Below are 23,307 nucleotides of genomic sequence, written 5' to 3' on the forward strand. Positions count from 1 at the left end.
GTATGTTTAATTAAAAGTCAGATCGCAAAAATACGGAAAGATTTATGAAAATTGCACAAGGCATTTCAAATAGCCAAAGTTTTTAAAAGAAAATCGGGATAACCATAATGATTATCCCGATAGAAAAATTTAGTGAGTCGCTAATTTTTTCTTCTTTTTATTTTGTTTTTCCTTTTTGGGATATAATTCATCTATAGTCCAATAAGTATCTCTCAATTTTGTTTGATTTCTGATTCTATTCAGTTTCCAACCTGTCACAGGAGATGCATCATTAAGCTCTAGTCTTATATAGGTAAGCACTGCTGCAAGCCAATTGTTGTCTTGATGTCCCATTGGAGCCATAACTCCGGCATATTCTTTTCCATCAATAGGTCCGGTTAATCCGTTGATTACAATTTTTGAGGTTATTTCCCAGTTACCAGTAACACGAGGAGATCCTACTAAACTTGGAGCTAGACCTTCAATTCCTTTTCCGTCTCCTCCATGACAAGAAGCACAGATAGATTTAAAATTTAGATATCCTTGAACCACGGATTTACGTACGTTGACGTTTTGTAAAATGTATTTTTTCTTAAGTTCTTCGATTACTGGAGGTACCTCTTTAAGCCCTTCTCTTGCAGTAGTTGCGATCACATCATTTCCAAACTCCCTATAGGCTATGGTTCGCATTGTTTTTTTTGCATTTTCATGAGAGCTAGATCTAAGTGACAGAAGTACCTGTAAAAGAACCTCTTTATCAGCATCTTTTTTGAGAGCATCTACTGCTGCAAGAACAGTTTCGTTATTCTCTTTTAAAAAGGATTCGCTAATTCTCACGGCCGTTCTTCGTACTCTAGCATCATCATCTTTAAATTTTTCTAGTAATAAGTTTTGATCGATAGCATCTAGACCTTCTAAAGTCCAAAGTGCATGCATTTTTTGTAATGGGTTGTTGCTGTTTTTTACAATTTCTTGTAGTGCTGGTACAACCGAATTGTCTCCCTTGATTACAATTAATTTTTGAGCATTCATTCTATACCAAGCGTTAGGGTGTCCTAAAAACTCAGTCAATTGAACAGGAGTCTTGTCCAAAAGTTTTACGGTTTTGCTTGGTGTATAATCGTCATGAACAATTCTATAAATTCTACCTTTTCCTATGTTTTTATCAAGTTTTTTTCTTTCCACAACAGGTCTTAAAAAACTTCCTTTTCTAACCCAATTCCCCTCTTGAATAATTCCACGATACATATCTACGATATACAAACAACCATCCGGACCTGTTTTAGTTTCTACCGGTCTGAAGTTCATATCGGTTGAGGCTAAAAATTCAGTTTCATGGTAAGGGTTGCTTAATACTTTTTGACCCTCAACGATATTTACTTTTGCACGGCGAATTAAGCGTCCTACAGGTTCAGGAATAAACAAGTCGCCATAAGCAGGTAAGTTGTCTCCTAAAAAGATAGATTGTCCACAGCTTGCGGTAAAGTGATTTAAGGTTCCATCTTCTCTTAATCGTTTCATTCCTCCTTGTACATCTGGAGTACCGATGATAGGCCATACCTTGTCAAAATCAGGTTCCCATTTACCAGGCATTTCAAGATTACCATAAGATGGGTGTTGCTGGTATCCTAAAGCCGGAACCTCACTACCTGCGCTTGAATAAAAAATTTGACCTTGTTCATCTTGTGTCAATCCCCATTGTCCTGCTGGAGCATCAGCCAAAGTATCTGTTACAATTTTATTTCCTTTAAGTTTATATCTAATAGATCCTTTTGATAAATACATGAAATTATCAATACTATAAATCATGCTTGCAGGTTGGTGCTCAAGATTAGAATTATCTCTTTTGGGGATTTTGTGCATTAATTTTTTTTCATCTGCTACCCCGTCACCATTGGTGTCTCTGTAGCCCCAAAGATCTCTCTGAAAAGTACCTCCAACAATCAAACGGTCATCTAAAGGAAGTATAACTCTAGGTAAGATAATACTATCGATAAAAATTGAACTTTTGTCCATTTTTCCATCTCCATTAGTATCTTCAAGTAATTTTACTCTACTCCAAGGCTTGTATTGATCCGTTCCATCAATGTCTTGCATATAAGTTAGCATTTCGGCAACATATAATTTTCCATCCGCATCCCAAGCCATTGTTACAGGTTCATTTACCATAGGTTCACTTGCTACCAGTTCTATTCGATAGCCTTCTGGTAAGTGCATGGTTTTTAGGGTTTCCTCTGGAGAAAGAAAGTCAACTACAGGATCTTTTATGATTTCAGGTTTCTGGTATATTTTGCCTTCTACTATTTCCTTTTTATCACAGCTGGTGGACAAAGATGCCATTCCAAGCAAGGAAAGCATTGAAATTGAAAAGTAAGTGTTTAAGAACTTCATTGGGTATTGTTATTAAAATTGTAAATCGGTCTACTAAAGTACAGAATTTCAAAGTTTTTTATGTACAAAATAAGTCATTGAAGAATCTTATACATATTTTGTATAGATACAATGCTATCAAAAAGAGGGGAAACGCGACCCTATGGTTTTTTACTAGGATTAATTATTCGTTTTTACTGTGGATAAGTAATTTGAATAATAATTGTTAGGAATTGAAGTTTCCTTATATTTAGCCTCTAATAGGATCGTAACTAGTACAAACTATGGCATCTGAAAAAATACACACTTTAGACCCAGATAAATGGATAACGCTGCATTCAGATTATCTATTTAATTACACTATATCTAGGGTTAATAAAACTGAGATTGCGAAAGATTTGGTTCAAGAAACTTTTTTTGCTGCTTTGAAAGCAATGAAAAATTTTGAAGGGAAAGCAAGTGAAAGGACTTGGTTGGTAGCCATTTTGAAAAGAAAAATCATTGATTACTATAGAAAGATAAATTCAACCAAAGGAAAAGCGGAGGTGAGAATGAATTTCTATAATGATGGTGAAAATGAAGGAGATTGGTTAGAAGAAAGGGTTCCGCAGACTTGGGGGAACGATGCAGATAAAGACATTGAAAATGCTGAATTAGGTGATGCTTTGTCAAAATGTATCGATAAACTACCAGAGAAGTATGCTATGGTTTTCAGAATGAAAACATTACAAGATTTTGATACGGAAGAAATTTGTAAGGAGCTAGATATTACATCGTCTAATTTGTGGGTAATAATCCATAGGGCTAGGACTCAGTTGAGAAAATGTATGGAAGATAATTGGTTTATTAAATAAGAGTATTCATGGCAAAATTTAAAATAACTTGTGATGAGGCCACTACTATATGCGACAAATCGCAATATGGAAAGGCGACGATAATGGAAATTATTAAGTTAAGAATCCATTTTTTAGGATGTAAACTTTGTTCAATTTATACCAAGCAGAATAATCTGTTGTCTAAAATTTTGAATAAAAATAAAGGAGGAAGTGCCATTTGTAGTCTGTCTGAAGAGGAAAAAGAACAGATGCGTATTTTGTTTGAAAAAGAAAGTGCAAAAATAAAATAAGTTTGTAGCGTTATATGGATTTTTTACCAGAGAAATTGGATGATTATGTAGTTGATCACTCTCAAGCAGAACCGCAAATTTTAAAGGAGTTAAATAGAGAAACTTGGCAAACGGTTTTAAATCCACGAATGCTGAGTGGTGGATTTCAAGGAAGAGTACTTTCTATGATTTCTAAATTAATACAACCTAAAAATATTTTAGAAATAGGTACCTACACGGGCTATTCCGCTTTGTGTATGGCTGAAGGTATGCAATCAGATGGTGTTTTGCATACCATTGATAAAAATGAAGAATTGTACGATTTACAAAGAAAATATTTTGATAAATCAGAATATGGAACGCAAATTAAGCAGCATATTGGAAATGCATTAGAAATTATTCCTACAATTCAAGAGAAATTTGATCTTGTTTTTATTGATGCAGATAAAGCAAATTATTCTAATTATTTCAATCAAATTATTTATAAAATGAACTCTGGAGGTGTCATTCTTTCAGATAATGTTTTATGGAGTGGAAAGATAATTGAAAAGTTGAATCCGAAAGATGTTGATACAGCAGCTTTATTAGAGTATAATAAATTAATGAATGAAGATCAACGAATAGAAACGGTATTATTACCAATTCGAGACGGATTGACATTAAGTAGAGTGAAATAATTTATTGAATTGACAAATGCAGTTTTTGTTGCAGTTGTTTGAGTAGAGCGTTTAATAAAATAATTAAAATTGTCTTTTGATGGGACCACTCATGTCCTCAAGATCTTCTTTTACTGAATCAATCTCTTTTTTGATGTCTTTGGTAACATCTAAATCAATTCCGTTTTTTTCTGCACTTGTGTTGATTTCTCTCTTGATGTCGTTTGTAGCATCTTTAATTTGACGCATTCCTTTTCCAAGTCCTCTAGCAATCTCCGGAATTTTATCTGCACCAAATAACATTACTACAATAAGTAGAACTACCATTACTTCCGGTGCTCCAATAAATAACATCATAATTTGTATAATTTGTGACAAAGATAGTAATAAGGCATGAGAAAATTTGAATAATATTTTGAATTGATGCTCTACAACTTTACTCATTTGCAGATGAAATAAGCCAAGTTGCAGATTGCATTAGTATGCTTTTAGATTTTAGAATAAATTTGTTGTATCAATTTTGAGTTTGTACTTATGAAAAAATCGGCAATAATTTTATTACATATCGGTGTTTGGCTTTGCTACTTTATTGTTGCAATGGGGTTGATGGCTGCTTTTTTCCAGGGAAATGAAAATCCAGAAGAATCTTTAATGGAAAAGGCATTTGGAATTATTACCATGTTTGGTTTGATTCCATCAGTTTTTTCTTTTTACCTCTACTATTTTTTTCTGTTTCCAAATTTCTTTAAGAAAAAGCAATATTTTGAAACCTTGGTTTACGGACTTGTAATTTCTACCATTGCTGGATTGATTGGTTATGGAATGTTGTCTTTGTTTGTTGATGCTACTTGTTCACAAGAAGAAGAAGATGCTTTTTTTGGAATTGTAATTTTCATTTCCTTTATAGCAACCATAAGTGGAGTTATTGCCTTGGTGATCCAGGGATTTATTACTTGGTTTCAGGATATGAAGTTGAAAGAAGCATTGATTGAAAAAAATCATAAAATAGAATTGGCGTTGGTAAAGTCTCAGCTAGATCCGCATTTTTTGTTTAATACGATTAATAATATTGATGTGTTGATTTTAAAAGATCAAGATGAAGCATCAAATTATTTGAATAAATTATCTGATATCATGCGTTTTATGCTTTTTGAAACCAAAACCGAAGAGGTGTTGCTGTCAAAAGAAATTGAGTATATCGAGAAGTATATAGAGTTGCAAAAAATAAGAACTGCTAACACAGATTATATTCACTACAGTTTGGAAGGGGATGCGAAGGACAGAAAAATTGCCCCAATGGTGTTTATTCCTTTTATAGAAAATGCTTTTAAACATTGCACCAACAAAAAGTTGAGCAATGCGATACAAATAAAAATTTCTATTGATACAGATTGTATAAAAATGTCTTGTGTTAATAAATATGATCCGAATAGAAAAGTTAAAAAAGGAAGTAACGGCTTAGGAAATGAACTTATTGAAAAAAGATTGCAGCTGTTGTATGAAAATAACCATACCTTAGAGGTTCTAAAAGATAAAAGTACCTATTCTGTAAACGTTAGCATTTGCCATGAATAAATATAGCTGTATCATTATTGAAGATGAGCCACTTGCTTTAGAGCGTACCAAGTTATTTGTTGAGAAAATTCCGTTTTTAAATTTAGAAGCTACATTTGATAATGCTTTGATGGGGCTTGCGTATCTAAAATTACATCAGGTTGATTTGTTGTTTTTAGATATTAATATGGACGAATTAACGGGAATAGAGTTGTTAGAGAGTACCCAACTAAATTGTCAAGTAATTATTACCACCGCTTATCAAGAGTATGCTTTAAAGGGGTACGAATTAAATATTACAGACTATTTATTGAAGCCTTTTAATTTTGATCGTTTTTTACAAGCAGTAACAAAAGCTTTGGGCAATATTCAGCAAAAAATACCTACGACACTAACACAAGATTATATTTTTGTGAAGACAGAAAATCGATTGGAAAAAATAATGCTACAAGATATTATTTTTATTGAAGGAATGCGTGATTATCGCAGAATTCATACTATAAATAAGCGTATTATGACTTTGCAAAATTTTAAAGAGTTGGAGGCAATTATTCCATCTGACTTGGTGTGTAGAGTACACAAATCCTATATGGTTTCTTTGCATAAAATTGATTCTATTGAACGCAGTAGAATTCATATCGGTAAAGAAATAATTCCTATTTCGGATACTTACAAAACTGAATTTTTTAATAAAATTCATAACACTTAGTGTTATTTTAGTTTTTGTCATTTTCTCTTTATTGCGTGAACTGAGCTTCACCAATCTGTTGATGTTTACAGAAGATTCGTCTTTCTATTACTGTTAGAGTATCGTTTCTTGAGTTGCTGATTAAAAAAGCCGTTTTGCAGACACTATTTTCTACTTTGCATAATTAAATTGAGAGAGTTGTTAAGTTGTTAGATATTTGAATAACAATAAAAAATCTAAAAGGTATGGAAACAACTACAATTCAAGAAATCAAAGAAAAATGTGAAACAAAAAACTCTTATAATTCATCCATGAGTTGTTTGTATGGGATGGGGATGTTTGGAGCTGCCTTTTATTTTCTATCCAATGCCACTAGTTTTGGAGCAGGTGTAATAGGGGTGCTTAAATCTATTGTTTGGCCAGCGGTTTTGGTATATGAAGTGTTTTCAAAATTAGGGTTGTAATTAAAATAAATAGCGCTATGAGTTTGATGATTTTTAAAACCAATATCAAATCGAGAAGAAAAGCAAGAATGTTTGGAGCCATTTTTAGAAGGCATCCATTTATTTATTCTTGGTCTATAGATTTTGAAGATAGGGATAAGGTATTACGCATAGAATCTTCTAATGATTTGCAAAGTGAAACGGTTGTGCAAATGGTAACCAATCATGGTTTTGTTTGTGAAGATTTGCCAGATTGATTGTTTTAGTTTTTGGGTTATCTTTTTTGTCTTTTTTTTAATTGTTGAACTAGTTCAACAAATTGTTCAATGAAAAAAATAAACTTTGTGGTTCAAAGAAACCAAAGTTAAAAACAGAACAATTTTTATAGAATGATGAATTTATTTAAAAGTCTAAAAAGCTATTTTGCGATAGCTGTATTTCTGATGATGTCCTTCGGATTAAAAGCACAAATTACTCACGATATTTCCGACGAGCAAGCTTTGAATGCTGTTTTGGTGGCTAAGAAAAAAGCAGAAGCTTCCAATGTTTTAGTTAATATAGCAGTTGTGGATGCAGGTGCCAACCTGAAAGCATTTTTACGAATGGATGAGTCTTATTTAGGGAGTATTGATGTAGCTATAAAAAAAGCAGAAACCGCTCGTTATTTCAATATTGATACAGGTAAACTTGGAGAATTAACGCAGCCTGGCGGAATTATTTATAATATCGAACACTCTAATGGAGGTTTGATTACCTTTCCTGGTGGGATTCCAATAAAAGATAAAAATGGTAAAATTATTGGAGCCATTGGTGTTAGTGGCGGGACTATCGAACAAGACAGAGAAATAGCAACTGCAGGAGCAAAATCAATCTTAAAATAATATTTAAATCAATCAGATTATGAATCAACTAATGAAATATTTGTTTCTTACTACAATACTTTTCTTTCAAGCAGGAATGGTAACCGGACAAGAAAAACCAACTTTATATAGAACAGATTTTAAAGATCTTTCTGCACAAAACACAGTAACAGTAACTAGTTACAAAAAAGGTGGAAAACAGTTTGTTTATGCCGGTGGTTTTGGAAATATTGATGTTTTTAGCATGGATAGTTTAGGGGTATTGACATCAATAAGTAACCATGAATTGTACATGAAAAAAGGACCTGCAAGAGGTATGGTTGCAGATAATATTCAGGGTAATGATTTTCTTTTTGTAGCAAATAAACATGGAAACGCTATTGAAACATTTGCAATTGATGACAAAGGTTCTCTGAATCGTGTTGCCTTAAAAGAAGATACGGACCAAACCCACTTGGGTACTGCAATTACCTTACAGGTGGTTCATATGAAAAAAGCATCGTACTTATTTGTTGGAGGTTTAGAAGAAACACCTGGATTGAGTTCTTTTAGAATTGAAAAAAATGGAGAGCTTACACATATTCAATCTATGAAAGATGATGAAAAAATTCATACGGATGGAATTATCGGGATGTATATTCATAAAATAAAAAGTCGTACTTATTTATACACAAGTGGTTTTCAAGATAACGGAGTAAGTAGCTTTAGAGTTTATGAAAGTGGAAAGTTTAAAAATGTAAATAACATCGATGATAACGAGACAGATCGATATTTGACAGGAGCTTACCCGGTAACAGGTGTTCAGTTAGGGAAAAATTATTATGTGATTGTTGGGCATAGACATCATAAGTATTACAAAAGAGGAAACTTTATCAAAAAGAAAGATTTTGTGTACCATGGTGATGGTGTCAGTGTTTTTAAAGTGGGTAGCAACGGTGCTTTAAAACCTCATTTTGTATTGAAGGATGATGAGCAAACAAAATTATCAGGTCAAACTAGAATTGAAATAATTTCCACCAATAATAACGAGGCTTTATTGGCTGTAGGAACTAGAGATGATGCGAGTATTCAGTTATGTAAATTATCTGAAGATGGAATTTTATCTCCCGTGAATTATTTAGAAACTGGCTATTCTATTTACTATGGTTTGAATTCTTTGAACGTTGGTGGAACAGACTTTTTAGTAGCAGGTTCCTTTCGTTTTGGATTGAAAAAATTGGTGAGTTACAAAATAGCACCTGAGAAAACAGAAAATAAAGCCAAAGTCTTAAGGCATTTGGTGAGCTTAAAATTTAAAGAATCAGTTAGTGAAAAAGAGGTGCAAAATGCGTTGGCTCTCTTCGAAAATCTTAAAAATGAAATTCCAGAAATTTCTAATTTAGAATGGGGGGCTAACGACAGTACTGAAGGTCATACCAAAGGTTTGCAATATACTTTTACGTTAACTTTTAAAGATGTACATGGAAGAGAGATTTATTTATTTCATGAAAAACATCAAGCTTTAGTTAAAAAAGTAGGACCGCTATTAGCAGATGTATTTGTGTTTGATTATTGGACCAAAGAATAATTGCTTTCAAGTAGAATTTTGAACTGCATAGAATTTCTAAAAAATAAAAATTATGGAAAATTTAAAAAATAAAAAAGCAATTATCACAGGAGGTGGAAGAGGTTTGGGAAAGGCCACTGCCTTGGCTTTTGCAAAAGCAGGTATTGATGTTGCGATAACAGGAAGAAATGAAGCCGCTTTAAAAAATACCGTTAAAGAATTACAAGAATTTGGCGTGAATGTTGTGTATTCCGTATTTGATGTTGGCGTGTATCAAGAGGTGCAAGTTGCAATAAAGGAAATAATAGCAAAACTTGGGACTGTTGATATTTTAGTGAATAATGCTGGAATTGCTTCTATCGGTTCTTTTAATGATATGCCTGTCGCAGAATGGACTCAAATTATTCAGACTAATGTTTTGGGAATGTACCATGTTACAAAGGAAGTTTTACCCTATTTAATTGAAAAAAATCAAGGTGATATTATCAATGTTTCTTCAACTGCTGGTTTGAATGGGAATCCAAATATTTCTGCTTATTCTGCTTCAAAGTTTGCGGTTATCGGAATGTCTGAATCTTTGATGAAAGAAGTTCGAAAGAATAATATTAGAGTTTGCACGCTAACTCCAAGTACTATCGAGTCTGACATGACGGTAGAATTGGGAATCGCTGCTAAAAACTCTCAAGAATCTGTTTTACAACCTGAGGATTTTGCTGATTTGATTGTGGCTGGGCTAAAATTACCTAGAAGAGCGATGTTGAAAGGAGCATCCTTATGGTCTACAAATCCATAAAATATAATTGGTTTAAGCATATTTTGGAACTACAATAGGAGGGTAAATCTTCCATTGTAGTTTTTTTGTTTTGAGGGAACTCCTTTTTTAGGTTTTGCTATATTTGAAGGGGAAATTTAAATTTAGATTGCAATGGAGCAAATGGGTAAAATTACAATGGATTGGTTGACAAATTGGCTTTTGGGATTAGGAGCAGATCCTAAATCTATTCAGTTAATTGAATTTGTGCTGATGGTATTTGTTGTGGCAATCATTGCCTTTGTAGCTGATTTTATTGTTAAGAAAATTCTACTTGGTTTTATTGAGTCTATTGCTCGAAAAACAAAAACTACTTGGGACGATCTATTGGTGGAAAATAAAATATTTACCAATCTGGCTCACATAGCACCTGCTCTAATAGTTTATGTAGCCACACCTTATGTTTTTCATGATTTTCCTAGTTTGACACCCTATGTGTTACGATTTGTAAATGCTTATTTTTCGGTTATTTTCATCATTGTAATTGTCCGGTTACTAAACACACTAAAAACCTTTCTAGAGACTAAGAAAATTTTCAGAGAAAATCCGTTAGATAGTTATTTTCAATTGGTCAAAATAGCTGTTTATATCACTGGAGTTATTGTGGTATTATCTTTTTTACTAAACAAATCTCCACTTTATTTCTTTAGTGCTTTGGGAGCTATGACTGTGGTTTTGTTATTGGTTTTTAAAGATACCATTCTAGGATTTGTTGCTAGTATTCAGTTGGCAGCAAATGACATGGTGCGATTAGGAGATTGGGTTTCCATGCCTAATTATGGTGCAGATGGAGATGTGATTGAGATGAAATTAACAACCATAAAAATTCAGAACTGGGATAAAACTGTTACCACCATTCCAACCTATGCGTTTATCTCTGAATCTTTTAAAAATTGGAGAGGGATGTCAGAATCTGGTGGGAGAAGAATTAAACGTTCCTTGCATATAAAAATTAGTAGTGTTGCTTTTTGTAATAAAGAAATGTTAGAGAGGTTTGCTAAGTTTCAGTTGATAGAAAATTATATTCAAGAGCAAGGAAGGAATATTGAAAGTTACAATATAGAAAATCAGATAGATAAAACCCATTTGATAAACGGGAGGCATTTGACCAATATTGGCGTGTTTAGAGTTTATGCAGAGGCCTATGTGAAAAATATTCCTGATATCAATTTAGAGATGACTTGTATGGTACGTCAATTAGCACCTACAGAAAATGGTTTGCCTATTGAAATTTATACTTTTAGTAGCCGAAAAGAATGGGTAATCTATGAAGGTATTATGTCTGATATGTTCGATCATTTATTAGCAGCAGTTCCAGAGTTTGATTTGGAAGTTTTTCAGAATCCTACAGGGTCAGATTTTGAAAAGTTACGAGCTTAGCGTGTTAATTACAAATTTCATGAATTAAATGTATCGAATACAGATACATGGGAATTTTGGGTATCTTTACTAGCGAAAAAATAAAAATTGCTAGATGATTAAAAAGCTATGCCTTGGCCTATTGATGGTATTGGTAATTGCCTGTGAAAAACAAGCAACTGTAAAAACACCAATATCAAATTTTAAAAATTTTATTTATAGTACTACTAGAGGGGTTATTTCTAAGGAGGCTCCTGTAAAAGTGTATCTTTCTAAAGATGTAACACTTTTTGAGGTCGGGCAAGAAATTCCGATTCATATTTTGGAATTGACTCCATCCGTAAAAGGAAAGTTAATTCTGTCTAGTAAAAAATCTTTGTTATTTACCCCTGATCAGGATTTGAAATCCAAGCAAAAGTATAGCTGTAAATTGCAGTTAAGTAAATTGTACGAAAATGTAGGTAAGGAATACGAAAATTTTCACTTCTACTTTAAAACAAAATCGCCAAATTTTTCTATTAAAATGAAGGATTTGCAATCCTATACGCAATCTTCTCAATATGTAAAAGGGCATATCGTCTCTGCAGATGTGATTACTTTAAAACAAGCTAAATCTTTGATACATGCTAATCAAGAAGGGAAAGATTTAAAAATAAATTGGTACGACACCAAGGATAAAAAAGACACTTATTTTGAGTTTGTAATTGATAGTATTGAACGTGGTATTGAAGATTCTAAAGTAGAGATTCAATGGGATGGAAAACCTATCGGTGTTGACAATAAAGGGACTTCCAAGGTTAAAATTCCTGGGAAAAATAATTTCTCGGTGCTAAGTATTTATGTTCGTCAATCTCCCGAGCAGCATCTATGTGTAAATTTTTCTGATCCGCTCTTGAAAAGTCAAAACTTAAAAGGTTTGGTGACTGTAAAAAATGCAGCCAAATTGAAATATGTAATAGAGGGGAATTTATTAAAAGTATATCCTAGCAAGCGTGTTGCAGGGAAGGTAAATGTAACCGTGTTTAGCGGAATTAAAAATGAAAATGGGTACAGGTTAAATAAACGTTTTTCTGATGCTATTACCTTTGAGCAGTTGAAGCCTCAAATTCGTTTGATTTCAAATGGTTTGATTTTACCAGATTCTAAAAATCTGAAATTCAATTTTAAGGCCGTGAATTTAAAAGCTGTTGACGTCAATGTTATCCAACTTTATTCAACAAATATTTTAAGTTTATTGCAAAGAGATGATTTAAGCACTTCCAATAGAAATAATTTAAGAGCTTCAGGAAGAAGTATTCTAAAGAAAACCATTCCCTTGGTTCAAAATGATATTGATAATGATGGGAAATGGAAAAATTATGCGGTAGATCTTCAGTCATTAATACGTGCAGATCAAGGATCGGTTTATCGAGTAGAATTATCGGTTAGAAAATCTTATTCTTTGTATGGATGCGAGGGGAATCCATTAACAGAGAACTATCAAATTCCGGAACAAGACTTAATTCAAAAAGCGAATGAGCAGGAAGGGGAGGATGCTTACTGGGATTCCTTTGACTCATATTATTACCATGATGAAGATTATGATTACAATTGGAGAGATAGAGATAACCCATGTACCGAATCTTATTTTTATGGAGGGAAAAAAATTGGAGCCAATATTTTAGCCTCTAATGTTGGGGTTATCGTTAAAAAAGGAGTTCGTAATTCTTATTTCTTTGCCGTTACAGATATCCTTACAACTAATGTATTGGCAAATGCACATATAGAATTGTACAATTACCAAAAGCAATTAATCGCCAATGCCGATACAAATGGTGAGGGGATTGCAACAATCCTATCTAAATCTAAGGCGGCTTTTGCCATAGTCTCTTCAGGAGCTAGTAAAACCTATGTAAAGCTGAATGATGGAAATTCATTGTCATTAAGTAAGTTTAATGTTGCCGGAAAAAAAATCAGAAAAGGTTTAAAAGGGTATTTGTATGGAGAACGCGGTGTGTGGAGGCCGGGAGATACCATTCATACTTTTTTTGTTTTGAATGATACAGATAACCCTTTGCCATCCGGACATCCTGTAAAAATTGAGGTAACAGATCCTCATGGGAAGTTGAAATATCAAACGATTAAAAATGATGGTGTCAATGGTTTCTTTAGGTTTGATATCCCTACAACGGATAGTGATGCTACAGGAAACTGGAACGCTAAAGTAAAGGTGGGAGGTGCTACTTTTTATAAAACCTTAAAAGTTGAAACGGTTAAGCCAAATCGATTGAAGATTAATATCAACTTTGAAGATGAGGTGCTTTCAACTAAATTGCCAATAAAGGCAGAGGCTGAGGTAAAATGGCTTCATGGAGCGATTGCAAAAAATTTGAAAACTGAAGTGAAAATGAAGTTGTCTTCTTCTTCAGAGGGATTCGAAAATTTTCCCGGATATATTTTTAAAGATCCAATAAAAGAATTTCAAACAGAGGAACTTACCGTTTTTGAAGGGAAGGTTGATGCCCTAGGGAAAGCGAAAATAAATAAGAAGATAAATTTAAAAAATACGGCACCAGGTAAGTTAAAAGCAACTTTTTTAACGCGTGTGTTTGAAAATGGTGGTGATTTTTCATCGGATGTCGTATCAAAAGACATTGCTCCTTTTACGACTTTTGTGGGTATGAAATCTCCTGAATCTAAACGATATGGGAATTCCTATGAAACTGATAAAAATATTCCCTTTTCGATAGCTACAGTCAACCATAAGGGAGTACCCGTGTCAAGAAAAAATTTAATAGTAAAAGTGTATGAGATCAGATGGTCTTGGTGGTGGAGCTCTAATTCTGACAACCTCGCTACTTATGTGAATTCTGAACATAGATATTTGTACAAAACGATTAAAGTAAGTACAAATGATAGAGGTACGGCGATAGCCAATATCAATATTCCTAATCGTAAAAGTGGACGTTATTTGATTCGCATTACAGATCCGGTAAGTGGACATTCAACGGGTAGGACAGCATATTTCTTTAGAAATTGGTGGTCGAATTCTACAAAAGGAAATGCTGAATCGGCAACGATGTTAGTGTTTAATTCTGATAAAGAAAAATACAATGTTGGTGATGTTGCAGAAATTACCTTTCCGTCTGGTTCAGAAGGGAATGCTTTGGTGAGTGTTGAAAATGGATCAGAAGTATTAGAAACACAATGGGTAAAAACAGTGAAGGGACAAACAAAAGCAAGAATAACCATAACTCCAGAAATGTCTCCTAATGTTTTTGTAAATATTTCTTTGTTACAGCCTCATGCAACAACACAGAATGATTTGCCGTTGCGATTGTATGGAGTAATTCCAATTATAGTCGTGGATAAAAACACAAAACTGGAACCTGTAATCTCTATGGAAGATGAGTTAAAACCAGAGACCACTTATGCGGTAAAAGTAAGTGAAGCTAATGGAAAAAGGATGACTTATTCCTTATCTGTGGTAGAGGAAGGTTTGTTGGACTTAACTCGTTATAAAACACCTAATTTGTGGAATGTATTTTATACACGTGAAGCTTTAGGGGTTAGGACATGGGATATTTTTGATGATGTAATGGGGGCTTTTGGTGGAGCAATTAGTCAAGTTTTTGCTATTGGTGGAGACGAAGATGGGAAGAATAAAAAGGCAACGAAAGCGAATAGGTTTAAACCTGTAGTTTCTGTACTTGGACCCTTTGTGTTAGAGCCAGGTGAGACCAAGCAACATAGAATAAAAATGCCAAATTATATTGGTTCGGTAAGGACAATGGTAGTGGCAGCAGATAATGCTGAAGAGGCCTATGGAAAAGCAGAAAAAGCGGTACCAGTTAGAAAATCTTTGATGGTTTTAGCTTCGCTCCCGAGAAAATTAAGTCCAACCGAAAAAGTTACCTTACCAGTAACAGTATTTGCCATGAAAAGTGCTGTTGAAAATGTAGAGGTTAGTTTAAAAATTAGTGATGGAATTGAGATCATTGGGCAATATAAAAAGGTAGTTCGATTTGATGCACCAGATGAAAAAATGGTTTATTTTGATTTGGAGGTTTTAAAAGGACAAGGGATAGAAAATATTCAAGTAATTGCAAAAAGCAATGGTGAGGTTTCAACACAAGAGATTGAAATTGATGTAGTCAATCCAAATCCAAAAACAAGTAAATATATGGATTTGGAAGTTGGAGCTAATGAAACTTTAAATGCCGATTTTTCTTGTATTGGAGAGAAAGGAACCAACAAAGTTGATGTGGAAATATCTACAATTCCACCTATGAATTTTGCATCGCGAATGGAATATTTAATAAGATATCCACATGGTTGTGTAGAACAAACAACCTCAAGTGTATTTCCTCAATTGTTTTTAGAAGATATATTTGATATTACCGCTGATAAAAAAACACAGATCAAGTCAAATATAGAAGAAGGTATTGAAAGGCTTGGTGATTTTCAATTGCCAAATGGAGGCTTGTCTTATTGGATTGGAAATACCTATGTGAGTGATTGGGGAACCAGTTATGCAGGGCATTTTATGATTGAGGCTCAGAAAAAGGGGTATTCTTTACCGCTTACATTTATGAGTAATTGGTTGAGATATCAAAAGCAAGCTGCTAGAGAATGGAGGTCAAGTTATAAGTACTGGAATTCTGGAATGACACAAGCATATAGGTTATATACGCTCGCACTAGCCGGAGAGCCAGATTTGGCTGCAATGAATAGGCTAAGAGAGTATCCTAAAATTTCCAATATTTCAAAATGGAGATTGGCAGCGGCTTATGCTTTGGCAGGTCAAAAAGAGGCGGCTTCCAAATTAATAGCTTCAGCTTCGGTTGATTTTGAAATTAAACAAAGAGATTATTATACCTATGGTTCTTCTTATAGAAATAGAGCAATGGCTATGGAAACTATGTTGATCATGGAGGGTAGTGAGGTGCATGATATGGCAAAAATTATTGCAAAAAGATTGTCCTCCGATCATTGGATGAGCACTCAAACAACGGCATATTGTTTACTTTCGATGGCCAAAATGGTCATAAAAAATGGAGGGAAAGATTTGAATTTGAGTTATACTATTAATGGTCAGCAAGAGTCGATTGTAACAAAAAGTACCGTGGCTCAACGTAGATTGGAAGTTCTAGAAACACAGCCAAATAAATTTTCGATTACAAATAATATAGGAAATACATGTTTCGTGAGAATTGTGAATTCAGGAACATTGTCATTGGGAACTGAAATTGCGACTTCAAGAAACCTTAAACTCTATGTGAAATATGTAGATTCTAAAGGGAATCCTGTTTCATTTGAGAAACTACGTCAAGGGACTGATTTTGTTGCCATGGTAACACTCACAAATCCAAATACAGAAAGAGTCAATGATATTGCATTGAGTCAAATTTTCCCTTCTGGTTGGGAGATTGTAAATACTAGATTTACTGATTTTGGTGAGGCAACTGATAATCAATGCGATTATACGGATATTAGAGATGATCGTGTTAATTTTTATTTTTCAATGAAAAAGAATGAGGTTAAAACGTTCACGGTTCGTTTGAATGCTGCTTATTTAGGAAAGTATTACTTACCAGGTGTTCAGGCAGAGGCAATGTATGATAATGATTACTTCTCTAGAACAAAAGGGCAATGGATAGAAGTAGTGAAATAACTGAATAAACGAAATTGTATCGGGTGTTGATGGGTCGTGTCTCGAAAAAGAATTTGGTTGTAATCTTTGGGTTTATACTCTTAATAGGGTATTATTTTTCATTGCCAGCAGAGGTTTTTAAGAATCCAAAATCTACAGTAATTCAAAGTAGAGAAGGAGTCCTCTTGGGAGCAAAAATTGCCGATGACGGTCAATGGAGGTTTCCGGATATTGATAGTATACCCTATAAATTTGAACATTGTATTTTACAATTTGAGGATGCTTATTTTTATAATCATGTTGGTTTTAATCCTGTGTCTATAGCAAAAGCTTTGTGGGGGAATGTTACAAAATCAGGTATAAAAAGAGGTGGTAGCACCATTACACAACAAGTGATTCGTTTGTCTAGAAAGGGGAAAAACAGAACCTATTCAGAGAAATTCTTGGAGCTTATTTTGGCAACCCGTTTGGAGTTTCGCTACTCTAAAAAACATATTTTAAAAATGTATACTTCAAACGCTCCCTTCGGAGGGAACGTTGTGGGTTTAGAAGCTGCATCATGGCGTTATTATGGTCGTTCGCCTTATCAATTATCTTGGGCAGAGAATGCTACTTTAGCGGTATTGCCAAATGCACCGAGTCTTATTTATCCTGGTAAAAATCATGATAAGTTAGTGGTTAAAAGAAATAGACTTTTAAAGAAAATATTAGATAAAAAAATAATTGATTCGATTACTTATAGTCTTGCTATTCAAGAGGAGTTGCCTAAAAAACCACATGCATTGCCTTCCAAAGCACCCCATTTGTTAGAGTATATGGCAATTAAACATAAGGGGAATTCTATCAAAACAAGTATCCCAAATCAATTACAGGTGAATGCCAATGAAATAGTAAAACGGCATTATTTAAAATTAAAACAGAATGAGGTTTATAATATGTCTGTTCTGATATTGGATGTTCATACGCGTAAAGTTTTGGCGTATGTTGGGAATACACCAACAGATGAGGAGCATCAGAAAAATGTAAATGTAATACATAAACCTAGGAGTACAGGGAGTGTGTTAAAACCTTATTTGTATGCAGCTATGTTAGATTCTGGAGAAATGTTACCCAATACCTTAATTGCAGATGTTCCAACTGAGATAGCTTCCTATAATCCTAAAAATTTTAGTCTAGAGTATGATGGGGCTGTGCCAGCAAGTAGAGCTTTGGCTAGGTCCTTAAATATTCCAGCGGTTAAAATGTTACAGAGTTTTGGTTTAAGTAGGTTTTATGAGTATTTAAAAAAGTTGGATTTAAAAGATGTCAAGCATGATTCTGGATATTATGGCTTGACTTTGATATTAGGAGGAGCTGAAAGTAATTTATGGGATCTTTGTAGAGTTTACGCAGGTTTTTCAGGAACGATAAATCACTATTCGAGTACTTCAGGTAATTATTTTGCAAATGAGTTTGTAGATCCGGTATTTAAAGAAAAAGAAAGGGTGAATTTTGGAAAAGCCTCTCCGCAGAAAACGATTTTTGACGCAGGTTCTTTGTTTCTAACTTATGAGGCTTTGAAACAAGTGAATCGACCTACAGGTGCAGAGAATTGGGAGTTTTTTGATTCTTCTAAAGAAATAGCATGGAAAACTGGTACAAGTTTTGGATATAGAGACGCTTGGGCTATAGGTAGTACCAAAGATTACGTAGTAGGTGTTTGGGTAGGAAATGCAGATGGAGAAGGACGGCCAGGTTTGTTGGGTGTGTCAAGTGCAGGACCCGTGATGTTTGATTTGTTCGATCTGTTACCTCAGTCTAATTGGTTTTCAGAACCCTATAATGCCTTGGAGCAAGTTATTGTATGCAGAGAAAGTGGAAGTTTAGCTAAGGAAATTTGTCCTAATAAGGATACGTTAATGGTACAATATAAGGGAGTTGATACTGAACCTTGTCCCTACCACTATTGGGTACATCTTGATAAAAATGAAGCGTATCAGGTAAATTCTTCTTGTGAAAATATTTCTGAAATAACTCATAAAAGTTGGTTTGTATTGCCTCCCTTAATGGAGTATTATTTTAAAAAGAAAAATCCTTTTTACAAACCTTTGCCTAGCTATAGAATGGATTGTTTGGGAGATAAGAAACGAATAATGGATTTTGTATATCCTAAAAATAAAGCCAAGATCTATTTGCCAAAGGGATTTGATGGAGCAAAAGAAGAGTTGGTAATGAAGTTAGCCCATAATATTCCTGAAACTAAAGTTTATTGGTATTTAGATGAGCAATATGTTGGGGAAACTAAAAGTATTCACGAGAAATCAGTTCCTGTTACTATAGGCAAGCATGTAATCACAGTAGTTGATGTGTTGGGGAATGAGAATAAGTTGTTTGTGGAGATTTTGAAATAGATTTATTTAAATTTCTTCATTCTCCTATCATACATCACAATACTTCCTGCGACGGATACATTCAAACTCATGGGGGTATCAAATTTTACTAAATGATGAGATTTTTCAATAGCGAGTCGAGACATACCGTGGTCTTCAGCGCCTAAAAGATATACACAACGCCTTGGATGTTCAAAGGTTTCTAGGGGCACTGCTCGTTCGTCTAATTCTACACCCACCAACATGGCTCCTTTTGGTAGCTGTTTGTAAAAATCTTCAAAGGTATCATAATGAAAATAAGGCATTGCTCCAACTGCTTTGTGGGTGTCGCAGGCTTGTTTAGCGTATCTATTCCCGATGGTAAATATATAGCTGGCCCCCATGTTTTGCGCAGATCTCCATAAAACCCCTAAATTCTCTGGCGTTTTACCATTTTGTATTCCTATTCCGAAAAAGCCTTGTTCTAAATTATCAATCATTGTTCTTTTTTGTAAATGTTAGGGAGTGAGATGTTAAACGAAACTGCAATAATTCTAATCAATATGATCGAACTTATAGGGATGATTTGTAGGTAAGGGTTAGGTAGTTTTAAAAACACCAATAACATGTACAATGCACCTCCAAATAAACTTGCTGTGGCATAAATTTCTTTTTGAAAAATAACTGGAATTTCATTTACAATAATATCTCTAATAACTCCACCAAAAACACCTGTTACAGTCCCCAATAATACACAGATAAATGGGTTTAAATGATAATCAATTCCAATTTGAACTCCGGTAATTGTAAATAATCCTAGGCCAATAGCATCATAAAAAAATATAGGTTTGTGAAAAAAATGAAGTTTGCTTCTAAAAATCATTGCAATAAAAGCACCGCTAACAACAGCATAAATAACATGTGTGTCAAATAACCAAAAAACATCTCTATCCGCCAATAGCATGTCTCTTACCGTTCCGCCTCCAACAGCGGTAACAAAGGCTACAATCAATACACCAAAAGGATCTAGTTTGTTTTTAAGAGCGACTAAAGCACCTGAAATGGCAAAAACAAAAGAACCCATCACGTTTATATGTCCGATAATAATTTCCATTTAGCGTTTTTTCATGATGGTTGGATAACGTAGTGGACTATTTTTTAGTCAACATTCTTTTGATTTCATTAAGTTTCATCAAAGCCTCAATTGGGGTAAGTGAATCAATATTAGTTGCCAAAATTTCTTCTTTGATATCCTCTAAAAGCGGGTCGTCTAATTTGAAAAAGCTCAGTTGTAAATCTTCTTCTTCTTTCGCAGCACTTAACTTATTTTTAATATCATCTCCCGTATGATTTTTTTCTAGTTGTTTCAGCATTTTATTAGCTCTATGGATAACCTGTGTAGGCATTCCTGCTAATTTTGCTACATGAATACCAAAACTATGCTCGCTTCCTCCTGTAACTAATTTTCTTAAGAAAATAACAGTGTCCTTTAATTCTTTTACCGATACATTAAAGTTTTTTACTCTCTCAAAAGTATTGGTCATATCATTGAGTTCGTGGTAATGGGTGGCAAACAAAGTTTTCGCTTTGGTTGGGTGTTCGTGTATATATTCTGCAATAGCCCAAGCAATAGAGATACCATCATAGGTACTTGTACCACGACCTATTTCATCTAATAGGATCAAACTTCTATCGGAAACATTGTTTAGGATACTGGCGGTTTCATTCATTTCTACCATAAACGTAGATTCTCCCATTGAGATATTATCACTGGCTCCAACACGTGTAAATATTTTATCAACAACTCCAATTTTTGCATTTTGAGCAGGAACATAACTTCCCATCTGTGCTAATAATACAATCAAAGCAGTCTGACGAAGTATGGCTGATTTACCCGACATGTTTGGTCCCGTGATCATAATAATTTGCTGAGACGTTCTGTTTAAGACCACGTCATTTGCGATATACTCTTCTCCGGCAGGAAGTTGCTTTTCAATTACAGGGTGACGACCATTTTTTATTTCTAGATCCGTTGTTTCATCCAGTAAAGGCCTCACATAACTGTTTTCTGTAGCAATTGTAGCAAAAGAACTCAAGCAATCTATTTGTCCAATCAATTGTGCATTCAGTTGCATTTCTTTGATGAAACGAGTCAGATACTGAATTAAATTAGCATAAATTTCTTGTTCTAGTTTTGCGATCTTTTCTTCAGCTCCTAGAATTTTTGTTTCATATTCTTTTAATTCTTCTGTGATGTAACGTTCGGCATTTACAAGCGTTTGCTTGCGAATCCATTCTTCAGGAACTTTGTCTTTATGCGAATTACGAACTTCAATATAATAGCCGAATACGTTGTTGAAAGCTATTTTTAAAGAACTAATTCCGGTACGTTCAACTTCACGTTGCACCATGTTGTCTAGGTAGTCTTTTCCTGAAGTAGAAATTGCTCTTAAATCATCCAATTCTTTAGAAACTCCAGCTGCAATACTATTCCCTTTGTTGATGTTTACGGGCGCTTCTTCAAACAAAGTAGCTTCAATTTTCGCTCGAAGTTCTTTGGTGTCATTTAACTGTTTTCCAATGTTCTTTAAAGAAGCGTTACTGCTTTTTTCTGCGGCTTCTTTAATTGGGATAATTGCTTTTAGAGAGTTTTTTAAAAAGATTACTTCTCTAGGATGAATTTTACCGGTAGCCACTTTAGAAACCAGTCTTTCAATATCGCTAATTTGCTTTATTTGATAGGTAACTAAATCATAGAAATCAGGAGTATCAATAAGATACTTAACAATGTCCTGACGTTTTTTTATTTGTTCGATATCTTTCAAGGGCAATGCCAACCAGCGTCTTAACAATCTTGCTCCCATGGGAGAAATGGTTTTGTCGATTACCTTTAGTAGGGTTACTGCATTGGCTTCCGTTGAGGCATATAATTCTAAATTGCGAATCGTAAAGCGATCCATCCAAACATAATTGTTCTCTTGTATTCTTTGGATGGATGCAATATGTTCTACTTTGTTGTGTTGTGTTTCTGACAAATAGTACAGAACTGCTCCAGAAGAAACTATTCCCTCTTGTAAATCATCAATACCAAAGCCTTTTAAAGAGTTTACTTTAAAATGATTGTTCAGACTTTCATTGGCAAAATCAGCTTGAAAAACCCAATCATCTAAATAAAAAGTATGAAAGTTCGTTCCAAAAACTTCATTGAACTTTAGACGATTTTGTTTTTGAATCAGTACCTCACTTGGTTGAAAATTCTGCAATAATTTATCAATATATTCAGCAGATCCTTGAGCGGTGAAAAATTCACCTGTAGAGACATCTAAAAAAGAGATACCAACCACTTTTTTTCCAAAATGAACCGCTGCTAAAAAGTTATTACTGTTGGATTGTAAAACTTCATCGTTAAAAGAAACCCCTGGTGTTACCAATTCTGTGACCCCGCGTTTGACAATTTTTTTTGTCATTTTAGGATCTTCTAATTGATCACAAATAGCAACACGCATACCCGCTTTTACTAATTTTGGCAAATACGTATTGAGTGAGTGATGTGGAAAACCAGCTAAGGCTGTTTCACTCTCACTACCTGCTCCTCTTTTTGTGAGGGTAATGTTTAAAACGCGAGCACATTTAATGGCATCTTCTCCAAAAGTTTCGTAAAAATCACCGACTCTAAAGAGCAACATTGCATCAGGGTATTTAGCCTTAATGGTGTTGTATTGTTTCATTAAAGGAGTTTCCTTTTTTGCTTTCGTTTTTGCCAAGATATTCGCTTTTAATTCTGTGAAGTGCGAATTTACGTTTTTTGATTCTGTGGTGCAAAACTTTCAGATAGGGTGACTAGAATTACTCTGTTTATCTATGATTATATAGAAGAAATAAAAAACCCTCTTTAATTAAAAACTAAAGAGGGAAAATTGCTATGAAAAAGATGTAATAGCCTAACTATTACATTT

The 23,307-nt window shown here is 34.1% G+C and carries 18 protein-coding genes; 13 read left to right on the plus strand and 5 right to left on the minus strand.

The window, feature by feature from the left end:
* Window positions 1–129 precede the first annotated feature (129 nt).
* The gene (locus tag AC2DZ0_RS11760) at window positions 130–2,370 is read right to left on the minus strand and encodes a DUF7133 domain-containing protein (RefSeq protein ID WP_484641956.1); all 2,241 of its coding nucleotides are present in this window, start codon (window positions 2,368–2,370) and stop codon (window positions 130–132) included.
* A gap of 263 nt (window positions 2,371–2,633) precedes the next feature.
* Between AC2DZ0_RS11760 and AC2DZ0_RS11765 the strand changes: the two genes are divergently transcribed.
* The 3 genes from AC2DZ0_RS11765 to AC2DZ0_RS11775 are packed head-to-tail and all read left to right on the plus strand — an operon-like array spanning window position 2,634 to window position 4,131.
* Window positions 2,634–3,203, plus strand: coding sequence for a sigma-70 family RNA polymerase sigma factor (locus AC2DZ0_RS11765; protein WP_484490255.1), 570 nt, complete (start codon window positions 2,634–2,636; stop codon window positions 3,201–3,203).
* Window positions 3,204–3,211: 8 nt separating this feature from the next.
* Window positions 3,212–3,475, plus strand: coding sequence for a hypothetical protein (locus AC2DZ0_RS11770; RefSeq protein WP_484490256.1), 264 nt, complete (start codon window positions 3,212–3,214; stop codon window positions 3,473–3,475).
* 14 nt (window positions 3,476–3,489) lie between these two features.
* Complete coding sequence (locus AC2DZ0_RS11775; protein ID WP_484641958.1) at window positions 3,490–4,131, plus strand: O-methyltransferase; 642 nt, start codon at window positions 3,490–3,492, stop codon at window positions 4,129–4,131.
* 63 nt (window positions 4,132–4,194) lie between these two features.
* Here AC2DZ0_RS11775 and tatA read toward each other — a convergent pair whose 3' ends face one another.
* Entirely contained in the window at window positions 4,195–4,467 is a 273-nt protein-coding gene (gene tatA, locus AC2DZ0_RS11780) for a twin-arginine translocase TatA/TatE family subunit (protein WP_300320711.1), read from the minus strand.
* Between the two features lie 177 nt (window positions 4,468–4,644).
* On the opposite strand from tatA, the gene AC2DZ0_RS11785 reads away from it, so the two are divergent.
* The 10 genes from AC2DZ0_RS11785 (at window position 4,645) to pbpC (ending at window position 19,393) form a co-directional block, all read left to right on the plus strand.
* Entirely contained in the window at window positions 4,645–5,685 is a 1,041-nt protein-coding gene (locus tag AC2DZ0_RS11785) for a sensor histidine kinase (protein ID WP_484641960.1), read from the plus strand.
* Window positions 5,678–6,373: a LytR/AlgR family response regulator transcription factor gene (locus AC2DZ0_RS11790; RefSeq protein ID WP_484641961.1), complete on the plus strand. Its 696-nt coding sequence runs from the start codon at window positions 5,678–5,680 to the stop codon at window positions 6,371–6,373. Before AC2DZ0_RS11785 ends, AC2DZ0_RS11790 begins: the two co-directional genes overlap by 8 nt.
* 224 nt (window positions 6,374–6,597) lie before the next feature.
* Window positions 6,598–6,816, plus strand: coding sequence for a hypothetical protein (locus AC2DZ0_RS11795; protein ID WP_484641963.1), 219 nt, complete (start codon window positions 6,598–6,600; stop codon window positions 6,814–6,816).
* A gap of 17 nt (window positions 6,817–6,833) precedes the next feature.
* Entirely contained in the window at window positions 6,834–7,052 is a 219-nt protein-coding gene (locus AC2DZ0_RS11800) for a hypothetical protein (RefSeq protein ID WP_484641964.1), read from the plus strand.
* A 132-nt stretch (window positions 7,053–7,184) separates the two neighbouring features.
* On the plus strand, window positions 7,185–7,676 hold the full coding sequence (locus tag AC2DZ0_RS11805; protein ID WP_484641965.1) for a GlcG/HbpS family heme-binding protein: 492 nt from the start codon (window positions 7,185–7,187) through the stop codon (window positions 7,674–7,676).
* 19 nt (window positions 7,677–7,695) lie between these two features.
* Complete coding sequence (locus tag AC2DZ0_RS11810; RefSeq protein ID WP_484641967.1) at window positions 7,696–9,222, plus strand: Dabb family protein; 1,527 nt, start codon at window positions 7,696–7,698, stop codon at window positions 9,220–9,222.
* A 52-nt stretch (window positions 9,223–9,274) separates the two neighbouring features.
* The gene (locus AC2DZ0_RS11815) at window positions 9,275–9,994 is read left to right on the plus strand and encodes a 3-ketoacyl-ACP reductase (RefSeq protein ID WP_484641969.1); all 720 of its coding nucleotides are present in this window, start codon (window positions 9,275–9,277) and stop codon (window positions 9,992–9,994) included.
* Between the two features lie 141 nt (window positions 9,995–10,135).
* The gene (locus tag AC2DZ0_RS11820; protein WP_484641971.1) at window positions 10,136–11,392 is read left to right on the plus strand and encodes a mechanosensitive ion channel family protein; all 1,257 of its coding nucleotides are present in this window, start codon (window positions 10,136–10,138) and stop codon (window positions 11,390–11,392) included.
* A 94-nt stretch (window positions 11,393–11,486) separates the two neighbouring features.
* Complete coding sequence (locus AC2DZ0_RS11825) at window positions 11,487–17,024, plus strand: alpha-2-macroglobulin family protein (protein WP_484641973.1); 5,538 nt, start codon at window positions 11,487–11,489, stop codon at window positions 17,022–17,024.
* 29 nt (window positions 17,025–17,053) lie between these two features.
* Window positions 17,054–19,393, plus strand: coding sequence for a penicillin-binding protein 1C (gene pbpC / locus AC2DZ0_RS11830; RefSeq protein WP_484641975.1), 2,340 nt, complete (start codon window positions 17,054–17,056; stop codon window positions 19,391–19,393).
* A gap of 2 nt (window positions 19,394–19,395) precedes the next feature.
* Here the strand turns inward: pbpC and AC2DZ0_RS11835 are convergent, their stop codons facing one another.
* From AC2DZ0_RS11835 to mutS, 3 genes are read right to left on the minus strand one after another with little or no spacing between them, the layout of a single operon-like run.
* Window positions 19,396–19,851, minus strand: a complete 456-nt coding sequence (locus AC2DZ0_RS11835) for an RNA methyltransferase (RefSeq protein ID WP_484490268.1) — start codon at window positions 19,849–19,851, stop codon at window positions 19,396–19,398.
* Window positions 19,848–20,465: a trimeric intracellular cation channel family protein gene (locus tag AC2DZ0_RS11840; protein WP_484641977.1), complete on the minus strand. Its 618-nt coding sequence runs from the start codon at window positions 20,463–20,465 to the stop codon at window positions 19,848–19,850. The genes AC2DZ0_RS11835 and AC2DZ0_RS11840 overlap by 4 nt, the downstream gene beginning before the upstream one ends.
* A 37-nt stretch (window positions 20,466–20,502) precedes the next feature.
* On the minus strand, window positions 20,503–23,115 hold the full coding sequence (gene mutS / locus AC2DZ0_RS11845) for a DNA mismatch repair protein MutS (RefSeq protein ID WP_484490270.1): 2,613 nt from the start codon (window positions 23,113–23,115) through the stop codon (window positions 20,503–20,505).
* Window positions 23,116–23,307: the final 192 nt, after the last annotated feature.

It is taken from the genome of Flavicella sp. IMCC45668, assembly GCF_057219105.1.

Coding starts and splice junctions, on each gene's coding strand:
- AC2DZ0_RS11815 (WP_484641969.1), top strand. CDS start 9,275: ATGGAAAATTTAAAAAATAAAAAAGCAATTATCACAGGAGGTGGAAGA.
- AC2DZ0_RS11800 (WP_484641964.1), top strand. CDS start 6,834: ATGAGTTTGATGATTTTTAAAACCAATATCAAATCGAGAAGAAAAGCA.
- pbpC (WP_484641975.1), top strand. CDS start 17,054: ATGGGTCGTGTCTCGAAAAAGAATTTGGTTGTAATCTTTGGGTTTATA.
- AC2DZ0_RS11810 (WP_484641967.1), top strand. CDS start 7,696: ATGAATCAACTAATGAAATATTTGTTTCTTACTACAATACTTTTCTTT.
- AC2DZ0_RS11760 (WP_484641956.1), bottom strand. CDS start 2,370: ATGAAGTTCTTAAACACTTACTTTTCAATTTCAATGCTTTCCTTGCTT.
- AC2DZ0_RS11785 (WP_484641960.1), top strand. CDS start 4,645: ATGAAAAAATCGGCAATAATTTTATTACATATCGGTGTTTGGCTTTGC.
- AC2DZ0_RS11775 (WP_484641958.1), top strand. CDS start 3,490: ATGGATTTTTTACCAGAGAAATTGGATGATTATGTAGTTGATCACTCT.
- AC2DZ0_RS11835 (WP_484490268.1), bottom strand. CDS start 19,851: ATGATTGATAATTTAGAACAAGGCTTTTTCGGAATAGGAATACAAAAT.
- AC2DZ0_RS11770 (WP_484490256.1), top strand. CDS start 3,212: ATGGCAAAATTTAAAATAACTTGTGATGAGGCCACTACTATATGCGAC.
- AC2DZ0_RS11825 (WP_484641973.1), top strand. CDS start 11,487: ATGATTAAAAAGCTATGCCTTGGCCTATTGATGGTATTGGTAATTGCC.
- AC2DZ0_RS11805 (WP_484641965.1), top strand. CDS start 7,185: ATGATGAATTTATTTAAAAGTCTAAAAAGCTATTTTGCGATAGCTGTA.
- tatA (WP_300320711.1), bottom strand. CDS start 4,467: ATGATGTTATTTATTGGAGCACCGGAAGTAATGGTAGTTCTACTTATT.
- AC2DZ0_RS11840 (WP_484641977.1), bottom strand. CDS start 20,465: ATGGAAATTATTATCGGACATATAAACGTGATGGGTTCTTTTGTTTTT.
- AC2DZ0_RS11795 (WP_484641963.1), top strand. CDS start 6,598: ATGGAAACAACTACAATTCAAGAAATCAAAGAAAAATGTGAAACAAAA.
- AC2DZ0_RS11820 (WP_484641971.1), top strand. CDS start 10,136: ATGGGTAAAATTACAATGGATTGGTTGACAAATTGGCTTTTGGGATTA.
- AC2DZ0_RS11790 (WP_484641961.1), top strand. CDS start 5,678: ATGAATAAATATAGCTGTATCATTATTGAAGATGAGCCACTTGCTTTA.
- AC2DZ0_RS11765 (WP_484490255.1), top strand. CDS start 2,634: ATGGCATCTGAAAAAATACACACTTTAGACCCAGATAAATGGATAACG.